Annotated in this window: 14 protein-coding genes; all 14 read right to left on the minus strand. The window is 63.8% G+C overall.

Going from position 1 to position 15,689, the window contains the following annotated elements:
- Positions 1–566 precede the first annotated feature (566 nt).
- The 14 genes from ACVWYU_RS26280 to ACVWYU_RS26345 all read right to left on the minus strand — a co-directional run bounded on the left by ACVWYU_RS26280 (position 567) and on the right by ACVWYU_RS26345 (position 15,630).
- A complete protein-coding gene (locus ACVWYU_RS26280; RefSeq protein WP_457374066.1) occupies positions 567–2,147 on the minus strand; it encodes an aldehyde dehydrogenase (NADP(+)) in 1,581 nt (526 codons plus the stop codon).
- Positions 2,148–2,212: 65 nt separating this feature from the next.
- Positions 2,213–3,607 carry a fosfomycin efflux MFS transporter AbaF gene (abaF, locus tag ACVWYU_RS26285; RefSeq protein ID WP_457374067.1) on the minus strand — a complete coding sequence of 465 codons (1,395 nt, stop codon included), beginning with the start codon at positions 3,605–3,607 and terminating at the stop codon, positions 2,213–2,215.
- 73 nt (positions 3,608–3,680) lie between these two features.
- Entirely contained in the window at positions 3,681–4,598 is a 918-nt protein-coding gene (locus tag ACVWYU_RS26290) for a dihydrodipicolinate synthase family protein (RefSeq protein ID WP_034150208.1), read from the minus strand.
- 257 nt (positions 4,599–4,855) lie between these two features.
- Positions 4,856–5,884, minus strand: coding sequence for a trans-3-hydroxy-L-proline dehydratase (locus ACVWYU_RS26295; protein ID WP_457374068.1), 1,029 nt, complete (start codon positions 5,882–5,884; stop codon positions 4,856–4,858).
- A gap of 63 nt (positions 5,885–5,947) precedes the next feature.
- Positions 5,948–6,670 (minus strand): amino acid ABC transporter ATP-binding protein, encoded by a 723-nt coding sequence (locus ACVWYU_RS26300; protein WP_248915141.1) that lies wholly within the window; start codon positions 6,668–6,670, stop codon positions 5,948–5,950.
- The gene (locus ACVWYU_RS26305) at positions 6,663–7,313 is read right to left on the minus strand and encodes an amino acid ABC transporter permease (protein WP_047530192.1); all 651 of its coding nucleotides are present in this window, start codon (positions 7,311–7,313) and stop codon (positions 6,663–6,665) included. Before ACVWYU_RS26305 ends, ACVWYU_RS26300 begins: the two co-directional genes overlap by 8 nt.
- A gap of 10 nt (positions 7,314–7,323) precedes the next feature.
- Positions 7,324–7,989 carry an amino acid ABC transporter permease gene (locus ACVWYU_RS26310; RefSeq protein ID WP_247257317.1) on the minus strand — a complete coding sequence of 222 codons (666 nt, stop codon included), beginning with the start codon at positions 7,987–7,989 and terminating at the stop codon, positions 7,324–7,326.
- Positions 7,982–9,760 carry a cis-3-hydroxy-L-proline dehydratase gene (lhpI, locus tag ACVWYU_RS26315; protein ID WP_457374069.1) on the minus strand — a complete coding sequence of 593 codons (1,779 nt, stop codon included), beginning with the start codon at positions 9,758–9,760 and terminating at the stop codon, positions 7,982–7,984. The genes ACVWYU_RS26310 and lhpI overlap by 8 nt, the downstream gene beginning before the upstream one ends.
- Before the next feature lie 10 nt (positions 9,761–9,770).
- Complete coding sequence (locus ACVWYU_RS26320; protein ID WP_090320221.1) at positions 9,771–10,589, minus strand: ABC transporter substrate-binding protein; 819 nt, start codon at positions 10,587–10,589, stop codon at positions 9,771–9,773.
- Between the two features lie 693 nt (positions 10,590–11,282).
- Positions 11,283–12,032, minus strand: coding sequence for a helix-turn-helix domain-containing protein (locus tag ACVWYU_RS26325; protein WP_457374070.1), 750 nt, complete (start codon positions 12,030–12,032; stop codon positions 11,283–11,285).
- 71 nt (positions 12,033–12,103) lie between these two features.
- Positions 12,104–13,360: an FAD-dependent oxidoreductase gene (locus ACVWYU_RS26330; RefSeq protein WP_457374071.1), complete on the minus strand. Its 1,257-nt coding sequence runs from the start codon at positions 13,358–13,360 to the stop codon at positions 12,104–12,106.
- Positions 13,357–13,593 (minus strand): (2Fe-2S)-binding protein, encoded by a 237-nt coding sequence (locus ACVWYU_RS26335; protein ID WP_130207127.1) that lies wholly within the window; start codon positions 13,591–13,593, stop codon positions 13,357–13,359. Before ACVWYU_RS26335 ends, ACVWYU_RS26330 begins: the two co-directional genes overlap by 4 nt.
- Positions 13,586–14,701 carry an NAD(P)/FAD-dependent oxidoreductase gene (locus ACVWYU_RS26340; RefSeq protein ID WP_457374072.1) on the minus strand — a complete coding sequence of 372 codons (1,116 nt, stop codon included), beginning with the start codon at positions 14,699–14,701 and terminating at the stop codon, positions 13,586–13,588. Before ACVWYU_RS26340 ends, ACVWYU_RS26335 begins: the two co-directional genes overlap by 8 nt.
- Complete coding sequence (locus tag ACVWYU_RS26345) at positions 14,698–15,630, minus strand: 4-hydroxyproline epimerase (protein WP_457374073.1); 933 nt, start codon at positions 15,628–15,630, stop codon at positions 14,698–14,700. The genes ACVWYU_RS26340 and ACVWYU_RS26345 overlap by 4 nt, the downstream gene beginning before the upstream one ends.
- Between the last annotated feature and the right edge of the window lie 59 nt (positions 15,631–15,689).

The following is a 15,689-nucleotide window of genomic DNA, read 5'->3' on the forward strand; positions in this document are numbered from 1 at the left end:
GTGGGAGCGGGCTTGCCCGCGATAGCGGTCTGCCAGTCACATCAAAGGTGTCAGTCAGGCCGTCATCGCTGGCAAGCCAGCTCCCACAAGTCCGATGGTATTGCTTGATTTTGTGAACGATCCAAAAACCTGTGGGAGCGGGCTTGCCCGCGATAGCGCATTGGCAGGCACCTCAAAGGCGCCTGTCAGGCCGTCATCGCTGGCAAGCCAGCTCCCACAAGTCCGATGGTATTGCTTGATTTTGTGAACGATGCAAAAACCTGTGGGAGCGGCTTGCCCGCGATAGCGGATTGGCAGGCACTTCAAAGGCGCCTGTCAGGCCGTCATCGCTGGCAAGCCAGCTCCTACAAGTCCGAAGGCATTTCTTGATTGTGTGAACGATCCAAAAACCTGTGGGCTTGCCCGCGATAGCGGATTGGCAGTGACATCAAAGGCGTCTGTCAGGCCGTCATCGCTGGCAAGCCAGCTCCCACAAGTCCGAAGGCATTTCTTGATTGTGTGAACGATCCAAAATCAGTGTGAGCCCTGCAGGAGCAGACTGGCTTCTACAGGGGTGGTGGGGTTTTTCAGATCGGGTCGCGGTGGCTGTTGCCGTCGACCAGTCGGGCAATGCCCAGCGGGTTGGCGTTTTTCAGGGCGTCGGGCAGCAGCGAATCCGGGCAGTTCTGGTAGCAGACCGGGCGCAGGAACCGCTCGATGGCCAGGCTGCCGACCGAGGTGCCACGGGCATCGGAGGTGGCCGGGTATGGACCGCCATGCACCATCGCATCACAGACTTCGACCCCGGTGGGGTAGCCGTTGAACAACACCCGGCCAACCTTTTGCTCCAGCAGCCCAAGCAATTGCCCGTGCGCCTGCAGATCCTGTGCTTCGCCGATCAGGGTCGCGGTGAGTTGTCCGTGCAGGCTGTTCAGGGCCTGTTGCAGTTCAGCCTCGTCGGCCACTTCGACCAGCAGGGTGGTCGGGCCGAACACCTCCTCTTGCAGCAGTGGATCACCCCGCAGTAACAGGCTGACATCGGCCTTGAACAGTTGCGGCCGCGCCTGATTGCCCTGTTGCTCATGACCGGCCAGGTGCGTCACCCCTGAATGGCAGAGCAACGCCTGCACGCCTTTCTCATAGCTGGCGAGGGTGCCGGCATTGAGCATGGTTTGCGCGGGTTGCTCGGCCATCAGGGTCGCGAGCCGTGCGCTGAACGCGCTGAACTGTGGGGAACGGATGCCGATCACCAACCCCGGATTGGTACAGAACTGACCGCAGCCCTGGACCACCGAGGCGACCAGTGCGCCGGCAATGCTTTCACCACGTAGCCGCAGGGCTTCGGGTAGTACCACCACTGGGTTGATGCTGCTCATTTCGGCGAACACCGGAATCGGCTGTGGGCGTGCAGCGGCCATGTCGCATAGTGCACGGCCGCCCTTGAGCGAACCGGTGAAGCCGACCGCTTGAATCGCCGGATGCTTGACCAGCGCTTCGCCAACGCCGGCCCCGTAGATCATGTTGAACACGCCTTTGGGCATGCCGGTCTGTTCGGCGGCGCGAATGATTGCGTCGGCGACGATGTCGGCGGTCGCCATGTGGCCGCTGTGGGCCTTGAACACCACCGGGCACCCGGCGGCCAGGGCTGCGGCGGTATCGCCGCCGGCCGTGGAGAAGGCCAGCGGGAAATTGCTCGCGCCGAACACCGCGACCGGGCCGACACCGATCCGGTACTGGCGCAGGTCGACCCGTGGCAACGGTTGACGGTCGGGCAGGGCGCGGTCGATGCGCGCACCGTAGAAGTCGCCGCGACGCAGGACCTGGGCGAACAGGCGCATCTGGCCACTGGTGCGTGCGCGCTCACCCTGAATGCGTGCGCCCGGCAACGCGGTTTCGCGAGTGACCAGGGCGACGAACCGGTCATCCAGTGCATCCAGTTGCGCGGCAATGGCGTCGAGGAAATCCGCCCGACGTGCGGCTGGCAGGTTGCGAAAGGCCGGGTAAGCGGCTGCCGCGGCCCGGGCGGCGGCGTCCACTTCCTCCACCGTGGCTTGCATGAACGAGTAGGGCAGTGCTTCGCCGGTGCTGGCGTCACGGCTTTGCAAGGTGATGCTGCCAGCGGCACTGCGCGCACCGCCGATGTAGTTGTGGCCGAGGATCCCGGACATTGAGTACTCCTGTCGCAAATGAGGAATGGAACCCCTGCAGGAGCGAGCTCCTGCAGGTAAAGAGCTCACGCCAGCGAATCAGCCCGACGCGTGCTGGTCGAGGCCGGGTCCAGCGCGGCAATGCGCGCCGCCGACTCGTCATCCACTGAGCGCAGCGACTTGCCACGGGTCTCGCGGGTCAGGCCGACGGCGACGATGGAGATCAGCGCGGCGCCGACCAGGTACCAGGCGATCGGCGTCGAGCTGTGGTACTTGTTGAGCAGGGTGATGGCGATCAGCGGGGCCAGGGAGCCGGCGAAGATCGGCGCCACCTGGTAGCACAGCGACAACGCGGTGTAGCGCACGTGAGTCGGGAACATTTCGGCCATCAGCGCCGAGTAGGGTGCGTAGGTCATCGACTCGATGGCCAGGCCCAGGGTGATGGCCGCCATGATCAGCCAGTTGTTGCCCGTGTCCATCATCGGGAAACCGACGAAGCCCCAGAAAGCGGTGAGCACCGCGCCGACCAGGTACACCGGTTTGCGCCCGACCAGGTCCGACAGGTAGCCCATCAGCGGAATCAGGAAAAAGTGCAAAAGGTGAGCGCCGAACATCAGCAGCAGGATCTGCGAGGTGTCCTTGTGCACCACCAGCTTCAGGTAGGTGATCGAGAACGTCACGACGGTGTAGTAGAGGATGTTTTCGGCGAAACGCGCGCCGATGCCCACCAGCACCGAACGCCAGTGGTGGCGCAGCACTTCCACCACCCCCAGTTGTTGCTGGCGGGTCTGTGCCTGGCGGGCCTGGGCTTCCTTGAAGATCGGCGCGTCATCGACACTGGTGCGAATCCAGTAACCGATCAGTACCACCACCGCCGAAAACCAGAACGCCACGCGCCAGCCCCAGGCGAGGAATTGCTGCTCCGACAGGTTCGACGACAACAGCAGCAGGGCCACCGTCGCCACCAGGTTGCCGGCAGGTACGCCGGCTTGCGGCCAACTGGCCCAGAAGCCTCGGCGATTGTCCGGGCAGTGTTCCGATACCAGCAGAATCGCACCGCCCCATTCGCCGCCAAAGGCGAAGCCCTGGATCAGGCGCAATAGCACCAGCAATACCGGCGCGGCGTAGCCGATCTGGTCGAAACCGGGCAGGCAGCCCATCAGGAACGTGGTGATGCCGACCACCACCAGGCTCAGTTGCAGCAGGCGTTTGCGGCCGAACTTGTCACCGTAGTGACCGAACACCAGGCCACCCAGCGGTCGGGCGAGAAAACCCACGGCATAGAGGGCGAAGGCGGCAATGATGCCGTCGATGGGGCTGTCGGTCTGGCGAAAGAACAACTGGCCGAACACCAGTGCCGACGCCGTACCGTAGAGAAAGAATTCATACCACTCGGCGACTGTGCCGGCCATGGCCGCGGCCACGACGCGCTTGAGTCCCGAGGGTGTGGTTGCGCTTTGAATGTGTTGAGCGTTGGACATGCTGACGTTCCCTGTAGAGGCGCAAAAAAACAGGCAGCCGGGCCGGACCCGCCAGGGCCCGCCCGGCAATCACTCAGAGACCGACGTCCGGCAGCTGCGGACGGTTGGCCAGGGCCTTGGCCATGATCTGCTCGACGAAAACCCGGTCGGCTTCCGGCAAAGCCAGGCGCGGTGGACGGGTCAGGGCGCTGCCGCGACCGGCGATGGCTTCACACAGCTTGATGCACTGCACCAGGTCGGCGCGGGCATCGAGGTGCAGGATCGGCATCAGCCATTCGTAGATCGGCATGGCTTCGGCGAAGCGTCCGGCCTTGGCCAGGCGGAAGATGGTTTCACCTTCTTTCGGGAACACGTTGGACATGCCCGACACCCAACCCTCGGCACCGACGGCGATGCTTTCCAGCACCACGTCATCGAGACCGGCGAACAGCACGAAACGATCACCGACCTCATTGCGCACGTCGATGAAACGACGGGTATCGCCCGAGGAATCCTTGAAGCACACCACGTTGTCGCAGTCGGCCAGGGAAATCAGGATGTCCGGGGTGACGTCGTTTTTGTAGATCGGCGGGTTGTTGTAGACCATCAAGGGCACGTCGGCGTTTTTCGCCACGTAGCGGTAGTGCTCGGCGGTCTCGAACGGCTTGGAACCGTAGACCAGCGCCGGCATCAGCATCACACCATCGACCCCGACCTTGCGCACAGCGTTGGCGACCTTGGCCGCTTGCACGCTGGTGAATTCGGCGACGCCGCAGATCACCGGTACGCGACCGCGAGAAGCGTCCACGGCCACTTCAGTCACGGCGATTTTCTCTTCGGCGGTCAGCGAGGTGTTTTCGCCGACCGAACCACAGACCACCAGGCCCGACACGCCATCACGGATGACGTTGGAAATCACTTGGTGGGTTTTGTCCAGGTTGATGGTGAAGTCATCGTTGAATTGCGTGGTCACCGCGGGGAAGACGCCACTCCAGTTGATTCGCTTGCTCATTGTTGCCTCCGGTTCGTTAAAAGTATTTCGTATACGATATTTAAAGTGAAAGCGTTCGGCTAGTGCTTTTTTCAGGTTTTTTCGGGTTTATCCGGCCGTTGGTCTGGTGATGGCTCTGTGGCGAGGGAGCTCGCTCCCGCTCAACTGCGCAGCAGTCGTAAATTCAGACAGCTCGCTAAATCAGACACACAGCAATGGGGGCCGCTACGCAGCCCAGCGGGAGCAAGCTCCCTCGCCACAATGGCTGTGCATTGATATCAAGCACCCGGCCAGGTATCCGAAAGGCGATAGCCCTGTGGCCATGGATCGCTCGGATCGAGCAGCAGTTGATGGGTGCCGGTGATCCAGGCTCGTCCGGAAATGCACGGGTAGATGGCGGCGCGGCCGGCCACTTCGGTCAGCGAATCAATGCGGCAGTGGAACTCGGAGCCGATGATCGAGCGTCCGATAAAACGCTCGCCCACTTGCATCAAACCCTTGGCCTGCAACACCGCCATGCGTGCCGAGCAACCGGTGCCGGTGGGCGAGCGGTCGATTTTGCCCGGTTGAATCACCACCGCATTGGCGCCGGTGGCGATGCCGTTTTCATGGACGACGGGCGCGGCAATCTGGCAGAACGAGATGTGCGACCAATCGGGGTTCAGCGGATGGACGAAGCCCAGTTGTTCGTTGGCTGCCCGGGTGATCTTCAGCCCGACCGCCACCAGATCGGCGGCCTCGTCCGGGCGGATGGAAAAACCCAGGCCCTTGGCGTCGGCGATCACGAAACTGTCGCCGCCGTAAGCCGTATCGACCTGCAGCGAACCGATGCCCTCGACTTCAACCCAGGCATCCAGGCGATCGGCGAAGGAGGGTACATTCTTGATTTCCACCCGTTCGACCTTGCCGTCTCGGCAGTCGGCCACGGCCTCGATCAATCCACCGGGGGCTTCCAGCACCAGGCGGGTTTGCGGCTCGGTCATCGGCAGGATGCCGCTGTCGAGCAACACCGTGGCCACGCACAATGAGTTCGAGCCGGACATCGGTGGCGTGTCGGCCGGTTCCATGATGATCCAGGCCATCTGCGCCCGCGGGTCCTTGGCCGGCACCAGCAGGTTGACGTGACGGAATACCCCGCCGCGCGGCTCGTTGAGCACGAAGTTGCGCAGGGTTTCATCCCTGGCGATCCAGCGCGACTGCTCCCACACGGTGGCGCCGGTCGGCGGCGCGACACCGCCGACAATCACATCGCCGACCTCGCCTTCGGCGTGGCAACTGACGACATGGATGACTTTTGATGAACGCATTGCTTTGCTCCTTGTTTCGCCTGTCAGGCCTCATCGCGGGCGTGCCCGCGATGCGGTCATCAATTACTTCACTGATTTGAGAAACGCCGCCGTCTCCGCATGCACCGGATTACCGATGACCTGGTCCGGCGAGCCGATCTCGTGCACCAGGCCGTTGCGAAAGAACGCCACGCGGTCGGACACGTCGCGGGCGAAGCGGATCTCGTGGGTCACCAGAACCATGGTCATGCCGTCTTCGGCGAGCATGCGCATGGTGTCCAGTACCTCGCCCACCAATTGCGGGTCGAGGGCCGAGGTGGCTTCGTCGAACAGCATGTAGTCCGGCGACATCGCCAGGGCCCGGGCGATGGCCATGCGTTGTTGCTGACCGCCGGACAGCTTGCCGGGGAAGGTCTTGAGCTTGTCGCCCAGGCCCACATGGGTCAGCTGCCTGACCGCCAGTTCTTCCGCTTCGGCCTTGCTTTTGCCCAGCACCTTGCGCGGCGCCAGCATGACGTTTTCCAGCACCGTCAAATGCGGGAAGGCGTTCCACTGCTGGAACACGATGCCGATTTTCTGCCGCAGGCGGTTGAGGTCGGTGGCGCTGTGATGAACCTCGACACCGTCGACGCGGATGTTGCCTTTCTGGATCGGTTCCAGGCCGTTGATGCACATCAGCAGGGTCGATTTGCCGGAGCCGGAACCGCCGATGATCGACACCACCTCGCCCTTGTTCACCGTCAGGTTCACGCCCTTGACCACTTCGAGGTTGCCGAAGGATTTATGTACGTTGTCGATCTCAATCATTTTCTTGCCACCTTCTTTCCAGACGAGCGCCGAGGCGGGCGACCACCAGGCTCATGACGTAGTAGATAAGGCCCGCGATGCACAGCACCAGCAGCGGTTCCTGGATGCGGGTGACGATGGTTTGCGAGGCGCGCAGCAGTTCGACGATGCCGATCCACATCACCAGCGCGGTGTCTTTCATCACCCCGAGCACCAGGTTCAGCCAGCCGGGGAAGGCCACCCGCGTGGCCATCGGCAGGACGATCCAGCGCAGGTCCTGGAGAAAACTCAGGCCCAATGAACGACTGGCCCGGCGCACCGTGAACGGCACGGCCAACACGCCACCGCGTACGATTTCGGTGAAGTACGCGGCGGTGTAGACCCCCAGCACGATGCACCCGACGCTGAAGGCACTGATGTTCAGGCCGACGATGCTTTTGAGTGAGTTGAACAGCACGAACTGGATGAGCAGCGGCACGCTGCGGAACACATCCAGCACCCAGGCCAGCGGCAGGCTGGCCCGTGGCAACAGCGCCCGCAGCAGACCAAACAGCAGGCCCGCCAGGGAACCGAGGATGATCGACCAGAACGTCAGCTGCAGCGTGACCCAGGCCCCGTTGAGCAGGAACAGCAGGTCATTTGAGGAAAAATCGGTGGCAAACATGGACAGCTCCTCAGTAACGGAACAACCGCCAGGCCATCAGCCGGGCTGTCGCGACGATCGCCTTGGCAATCGCGTAATACAGCACCGCCGCGATGGCGAAGTACTCGAAGGTGCGGAAGGTTTTGACGTTGTATTCCTGGGTCACGCCGGTCAGGTCATTGTTCAGCCCGACGATCACCCCCAGCGACGTCATCAGCACCGCCCAGACCATTTGATTGGTCAGCGGGTAGAAGACGATGCGCAGCAACTGCGGAACGATGATCATGCGGTAGGTCTGGAAGGCGCTCATGCCCAGCGAACGTGCGGCGCGTACCTGGGTGTGGGGCACGGCCTTGAGCCCGCCGCGAAAGTTTTCCGCCAGGTAGCCGGCATTGTTGAAGGTGATCCCGGCCAGCAGCGCGAGCCACGAACTGACATGCAAGCCCAGGGAGCCGAGGCCGAAGTACAGGACGTAGATCTGGAACAGCGACGGGGTGTTGCGGGCAATCGATACCCAGCCATTGCCAATGCCGCGCAACAGTGGATTTCTGGCTTCACGCATGACCGTCAGGGCCAGGGCGATCAGCACGCCGAAGATCATCGACAGGGCAGCGGTCTCGAAGGTGACCAGGGCGCCGGTGAGCATATCGGGCAGGGCGCGCAGGGCCGAGCGCCATTGGAAGGTGTAATCAAACATGCGCGGGGCTCTCCAGTTGGGCAGCGGGTTGCAGCCAGGCCGGCAGTCGCCCGCTGGCCGTGGCACTGCACGCGGCATCGACGCATTCGGCCAGGCTGGCGAAATGCACCTTGCGCCCCACCAGGCCTGGGGCGTAATGGGCGTACTTGCCGGAGTTGGTCATCAGAGTGGTCGCGGCCGGCGGAATCACCGGCTCACCGAGCATGCACCAGCAGGTGTCGGTGACCAGGGTGGCACCGAAGGCCTCGATCACCGCGAGATGCCCGGCCTCGCGCGCCTGTTCCAGTACCGCGCGCCCGCAGGTGATGGCGAGCACCACGTCCGGGTGCTTGTGCCGACCCCGGCACAGCCGCGCCAGGTGAGCGAATTCGCCGAGGGAAAAATGCGGGTTGCCCAGCGACACCACATCCACCCGTGGGTCACGGGCGCTGTTGAGCTCGCGCCAACTGAGCATCAGGTCCTGCAGGCGGATTTTTTCCACGGCAATGTGTGTGCCGGCTTCCAGCACCTGTGCCGGGTCGATGGCCTCCGGGGTGATCCCGGCGATATGAAACAGCGGCGCTGCCGAGGTGGTGGCGAAAGCCGCACCGAAGGCTTTCAGGTCGTCCAGGCTCGGCTTGCGCTTTTCCAGGCCGAGTACGAGGGGCACACGGCTGCCGGCCAGTGCGCCGATGTGATAACCGAGCAGCGGGTAAAAGGCATCGTCCAGTTCACCAAGGGCCGGCAACTCGATCTGCAACCGCGCCTTGCGTTGCGCATCCAGATGGCAGCCAATCAGCGGGGCGCGGCCGGTCAGGGCGATGCAGATGTCGAGGTAGTCCGGATACTTCAGGGTGCGCGCGCCCAACACGCTGTTGGCATAGACCACGGCGTTGGATTCGGCCCAGACAATCTGCTCGCCCGCCTTGGGCGCCGTGTCGAGCAAGTAGGGCGCACAGGTGTAGCTGAGCTGTGCGCCCATCGCCATGTAGGCATCGCCCAGGGCACTGGCCGGCTCGCCGAGGGCCGGGTCGACGCCCAGTTCGCGCCAACGGCGCTGATCCACGGAGATCGAATTGAGGGTGGTGGGCACCCGGACTTTCGCGCCCCATTGCACTAACTGTCGGGCAAAGCGCAGGCTCGCCGGTCCGGTGTAAATGCAGCCGTCAATGTGCGCCTGGGTGACATCCACCAGGCTACGGGCACCTTGCAGCTCGGCCATGCGCAGGACGATCTGCATGGCCACCTGGGCGGCTTTGCCCTGCTCGCCGCCGAGCAGGGCCTGGTCGTGTTCGGTCAGTTCGATTGAGGTGTGTGTTGCGTCTGTCCGCAACGGGCTGTCGATGGCCTGCCAGGCATCGCCCGGCGGCTGATCGAACAGGCTCACAGTGGTGTTTTCGACCCGGGCAAAAGCCCCGCCGCGCAAGGCGACGAAGGCCTCCTGGCCGATGCACAGCACCGGCAGGGAACGCTCGAAAATGGTCTGAGCCACCAGCACACCCAGGGTCAGGATCTCGTCGGGTTCGGCCAGCACCAATGCCGCCGGTGCATGGCCGTTGCTGATCAGTTCCATCAACACGCTGCTGCCGGTGCACGAGCCACGGCCGCTGGGAATCGCCAGCACACGACCGGCCAGGTATTCGCCACTGAGGGGGTGGTGGCGATCGATGACCTCGCCAGTGGCGGAATCGACCCCGCCCCAGAAACTCAGGCCGACATCGGCGAACAACAGGGCGCCTTGAGCAGCGCCCGCGACCAGGCTGCGACCGGTCAGAAAAGTGGACCTGGGCATACCGGACACCTTAGTAGTAGACCTGTGGCACGGTCAGATTGGTCGGCGCGATATCGGTGCCGACCCATTTGACGAACAGCTCCTTGTAACGCCCGGTGCGCACTTGCTGGTTGACGAACAGGTTGAGGTAGTTGATCAGGCCATACTCGTTGCGCTTGGCGCCGAGGGACACGTAGTCGATCACGTAGGGGGCGTTACCGGCGACTTTGAGGTTTTTGTATTTGCCCGACTTGAGCGTGGCAGCGGCGACGGTGTTGGTGACCACGGTCGCGTCGATGTGGCCTTGGGCGACGGCCAGCAAGGTGTCGTTCTGCGACTGGTAAGCACGGAAACTGCCGGTGCCCCAGTTCTTCACGTCTTTCTCCAGGGCGATGGCCTCATAGGTGCCGCTGGTATTGCCCACCGCTTTGCCCTTGAGGTCGTCAAAGCCGTTGATGCCGGTATCGTCGCGGGTCAGCACCACCATCTGGAAGGCGAAGTACGGCACGGTGAGGCCGACGGTCTTGGCGCGTTCGAGGGTGTCGGACGTGGAGGCGACGATCACATCGGCTCGCCCCGAGACCAGCGCCGGGATACGGTCCGGAAACGGTGTCTCGACCACTTCGGCCTCGACCCCGAGGATCTTCGCCAGGTCATGGCAGTAGTCCACGTCGAACCCGGCCGGGTTGTTGCCCGCATCGCGGAACCCCATGGGCGGGAAGTCCAGGGTGACGGCACAGCGCAGCTTGCCCGAGCCGATGATGTCGTCGAGCTTGTCGGCCTGTGCGGTGGCGATGAAAGAGGTACTGAGAACAGCGCTGAGGGCTACGGCAAATGCGGGGTTTTTCATAGAGGCCTCGTGAGTGTGATGTGCTGTTGAATATCGTATCGAGGATTTCGTATACGATATTAACAATAGCAATCAATGTGCCTGTTTCCAGTTTTGGCCGTGAAATTGTTTTTGGGCCTTGGGTTAGAGGCGTTTCAGGGGGGTGACGGCGGGGAGGGTTGCGCCGTTGACCCAAGGGGTGGTGTTACATATGGGAGCAGCGGTTGCGCTGATGCCCCGTTAAGAAACATGGGAGTACATATCCGTTTCTGCGGTAACGGCTGCTGGCGGTTTCGCCCTGACGGCGAGTCACTTGGAAAAGCCCCAAGTAACCAAGGGCTCTTGCCCCTTTCGTTCGGTGCCTCGCCCAGGCTCGGCATGCCTTCGCTCCGGTCCTGCTCCGTGGGCCCGCCGCCATCGGCCATCCATGGCCGGGGGCGGCTAACCCGGCATCCATGCCGGGTTGCCCACTGCGCAAAACCTGCGCTCAGCCTCTCGAGGGGGCAAGAAGATCAAAAGCAAAAGCGAGGCGGCCTGACAGCCGACCTGATTGCAGGGTTGGCATGCCGGGCCACAGTGAGGCACCGAACGAAAGGGGCAGAGCGCTTTGGTTACTTTCGCGCTCTTCGAAAGTGACCCGCCGTCAGGGCGGAACCGCCAGCAGCCGTTACCAAAAAATGGATATGTACACGACCAAAACCAGCCCAAACATCCCTAACCCCGATCCCCCCGATACTGACTCGGCGACAAACTGGTCAACGCCCGAAACTGCCGGCTGAACGCACTGTGGTCGGTATACCCGCAGCGCAAGGCAATGTCGGTAATCGGCAGGTCGGTGTGCAGCAACAACCGCGATCCCTCTTCCAGGCGCGCCTTGTGGATCATCTGCCGTGGCGTGAGCTGGAACACTCGCTTGCAGTGACGCTCCAGTTGCGCCACGGAATAGCCGGCAATGGCGGTCAATTCGGCGAGGCTGATGGGCTGGGCGAAGTGATTGCGGATGTGCAAATCCACCGCGGCAAGCTTCTGATAGGCCGGATGATTGGACTGCGGCGATTGCAGGTCGCGGGAAATGCCGGCCAGGCCGACGATGTGCCCGTGTTCATCGTACAGGGCGAGTTTGTGGGTCAGGCACCAGATCGGCTGATTGCCGAAATACAGGTGCAGTTCCAGTTGATCGGCCAGTACCCGGCCGCTGGAGAGCACGCGTCGATCCTGTTCGGTGTACAGCGGGCCGAAGTGCTCCGGGAAGACCATGTCGGCGGTGCGTCCCAGCAGATCCTCGCGGTGCTTGAACCCACAGCGCCGGGCCAGGGTCTGGTTGACGAAGGCGTAGCGGGCCTCGCGATCCTTGATGAAAAACACCACATCGGAAAGGGTATCGAGGAGCGGCGCGATCGGCTGGAGGCTGTTGAGCAGCGTCGGCAAATCGCAGGGCTTGAAGCTGGTGAGCGAGGGGTACATGGCGTTGGGGGCCTGATGGCGACCCCCGGGATCATAGTGGCTCGGCCGCGTGGCCGAAACCCCTGGCGCGGTCATGGCGCTGGCGGGGTATCGTCCAGGGACATCAAGGTCTCGATGCGCGCCGGGCTAAACGGAGGGCGTGGCGCCGAGGGTTGCCAGCCAAACAGATGCTGTACCGCGCCGCCACACACGCGCCCCTGGCAGGCGCCCATGCCGCAGCGGCTGGTCAGCTTGGCCGTGCGCCAATCGGTGTGCCCGGCCAATGCACCATGGGGCACGTCTTCACAGCGGCAGACCAGGGTGTCGGGACGGGCCAGCGACTTGAGTCGCGGGTCGAGGGCGAATGCCTGATTCAGTGCTTTGGCGAACCCCTGCCAGCGTGCCCGGCGTGGCCACAATTGCCGGGCCGCTTCGACATCACCCATGGCGGCGTGGCCGGCAATCGCGCCTTCGACCAGGGCCAGTTCACTGCCGCCGAACCCGGTGCATTCACCGGCCGCGTAGTGATCGACGCGGCTGGCTTGCCAGGCATCCACTGCCAACGCCTGGCCTTCGAGGGCGTAACCCAGTGCCTGACCCAATTGAACGTTGGGGATCAGACCAAAACCACAGGCCAACCGATCACACGCCAGTTCGACGATCTTGCCTTGCTGGTGCAGGCGCACAGCTTCGAGTCGGTCGCTGCCAAGGGCCACCAGCACATGAGTGCCGGCTCGGTAGTGGCGGTCGAACAGCGTGAACGATTGCAGCAGTTTGTTCGGCCAGCGAGGCAGTTGCGTCGCGAAGCCAGCCACCGCCTTGAGCGAGGCTTGTTCGGCGATGCATTGCATGGTGGCCCCGTGTTTTTTCGCGGTGGCGGCACTGGCCAGTAACAGCGGCCCGCTGCCGGCGATGACCACGCGCTGGTCCTGCACCGGCAGCCCGGCCTTGATCAGCGCCTGCAAACCACCGGCGCCGGTGACCCCCGGCAGCGTCCAGCCGGGGAAGGGCAGCAGCAATTCACGGGCGCCGGTGCACAGAATCAGTTTGTCGTAGCTGATCAGCCAGCCGTGCTCGTCGTCTTCGACCAGCAGTTGTTTCGGGCCGGGATTGGCGATCACCCGGGTGCCGGGGTGATGGCGGATGTTGCGGTGCGACTGCAAGCGCTCGCGCAACTGACGGGCCTGGACCGGCACGCTGGCCTGCGGACCGTCGCGCCAGATTTGCCCGCCCGCCAGCGGATTGTCGTCGAGCATGACAATGCGGGCGCCACTGGACGCGGCGGCCAATGCGGCGGCCATGCCGGCGGGACCGGCGCCGACGATCAACAGATCGGCATATTCACTCATGGGCGCGTCTCCACCTGCATGCCGTCACGGCAAAGGGTCTGGCAGGCCAGGCGCCGTCGACCGTCGATGGTCACCCGGCATTCCTGGCAGATGCCCATGCCGCACAGCGGTGCGCGGCGCTGGCCACTGACCGAGGTGCGTGTGCAGCCGTCGCCGCCCAACGCCAGGGCCGCGGCGACGCTGGTGCCCTCGGCGACTCTCAGGGCATGGCCGTCGAGCATCAATTCAGGCATAGGCGGGTTCTCCGAGAAAACGCTGGGGCAGGTAGGGTAGTGCGGCCAATGGCGGGGTTTCGTTGAACAGTTGCGCGACCAGCAAATCAGCGGTGCCGGGAGCGGTGGTAACCCCCAAACCTTCGTGACCGACCGCCAGCCACAAGCCCTGGCGTTGCGGGTGCTGACCCACCAGGGGCAGGCCATCGGGGCTGGCGGCGCGAAAGCCGGTCCAGGCGCGGATGCCATTGAGTTGCGCCAACCCCGGCATGTATTGGGCCGCGCGCTTGAGCATTTTCGCCAGCATCCAGCCTTCGACCTGCGGATCGGTGGTGCCGAATTGCCGCGAGGCGCCGATGAACAATTGCCCGGTGGGACGCGGCTGAATATTGCAGGCCGTCGAGGGCCCCTTGGCGTTATGGGCGCTGGTGACGTAACCGAGCTCCACCAGGGTATGGGTGACGGTGGCGGGGTAGCGATCAGTGATCAGCAAGTGGCCTTTTTTCGGCTCGATGGGCAGCTCCGGGCACAGCTCATTGGCCTGGATGCCGTTGGCCAGCACCACCGCTTCGGCGCTCAGCCACTGACCGTCATCGAGTCGCACCCGGTTGCCATCGACCTCGATGACCCGCGCCCGGCGCTGACGGATGTTCGGCGTGTCGAGCATCCAGCTGGCCGTCGCGGGCGCGTACAGAATGCCGTCGCCATTGATCAGCAGACCCCCTTCAAGGCCCTCGGACAGCTCCGGCTCACGCTGGCGCAAGGCACTGGCGCCGACCAGTTCACAGGCCACGCCCTGGGCTTGCAGGTTCTGGAATTTACTGTGGGCCACCGCCATTTCTTCGGCATTGGCCGCCAGCCACAGGGTGCCGTTGCTGCGGTACGCGCAGGCCTCGGGCAGGTCCGCTGCCTGCTCGCGCCAGCGCTGCAAGGAATGATTGCTCAGTGCCAGTTCCGCCGGGTTGTCGTCGAGCACCAGCAGGTGGCCCATGCCCGCCGCCGTCGCGCCATGCAGCCCGGCGTCGAGCACCAGTACCTGCAAGCCACGCCGCGCCAGTGCCTGGGCGCAGGCCGCGCCGATGATGCCCGCACCGATCACGATCACATCGGCCGCATGGCTGCGATTCACGGACGGATGCCCCAGGCGAACGGGTCGTCCTGTTCGATGATCAGGCTGGCTTCGGCACTGATGAAGGCGCGGCCTCGAATGGTCGGCACGATGCGCTCGCCTTGCCATTCGAAAGAGCCTTCGAACTCGCTGCCAATCACACTCGCCTGGCGCCAGATCTGTCCGGGCTGCAACTTGTCGTCGGCCGCCAGGCACGCCAGTTTGGCGCTGGTGCCGGTGCCACAGGGTGAACGGTCGTAGGCCTTGCCGGGGCAGAGCACGAAGTTGCGGCTGTCTGCATGATCGTCATCGGCGAACAGTTCGACATGGTCGATCAGGCAGCCGTCTTCGCCACGAATACCCTGGTCTTGCAGCGCTTGTTGAACGGCGTAGGTGTAAGCGGTCAGGGCCTCAAGGTTGTCGCCCGCCACCCGCAGCCCGTGATCGGCAATGAGGAAAAACCAGTTACCGCCCCAGGCGATGTCGCCGGTTACCTGGCCGATGCCCGGCACCTGCACTTGCAGCGCCTTGCGATAACGGTACGCCGGCACGTTGCGCACACTCACCGAATGGTCATCGTGCAGGGTGGCCTGCACGGTGCCGACCGGCGTCTCGATGCTGTGCACGCCAGGGCCGATTTTGCCCAGGTGCGCCAGCGAGGCGACGAGGCCGATGGTGCCGTGGCCGCACATGCCCAGGTAGCCGCTGTTGTTGAAGAAAATCACGCCGGCACAGGCGCTCGGGTCCACGGGTTCGCAGAGCAGGGCGCCTACCAGCACGTCGCTGCCCCGTGGTTCCAGCACACAGGCCGCACGCCACTGGTCGTGCTGCTCGGCCAGGCGTTGGCGTCGTTCGGCCATGCTGCCGGTGCCCAGATCAGGAAAACCGGCGGTCACCAGGCGGGTCGGCTCGCCGCCGGTGTGGGAGTCGATCACGGAGATGCGTTTCATCGGAGGGCCACGTCCATTCGGTTGAGTGACCGAAAGAGTGGCCCGTACAGCGGGGTGCC

It is taken from the genome of Pseudomonas sp. TE12234, from assembly GCF_054061835.1.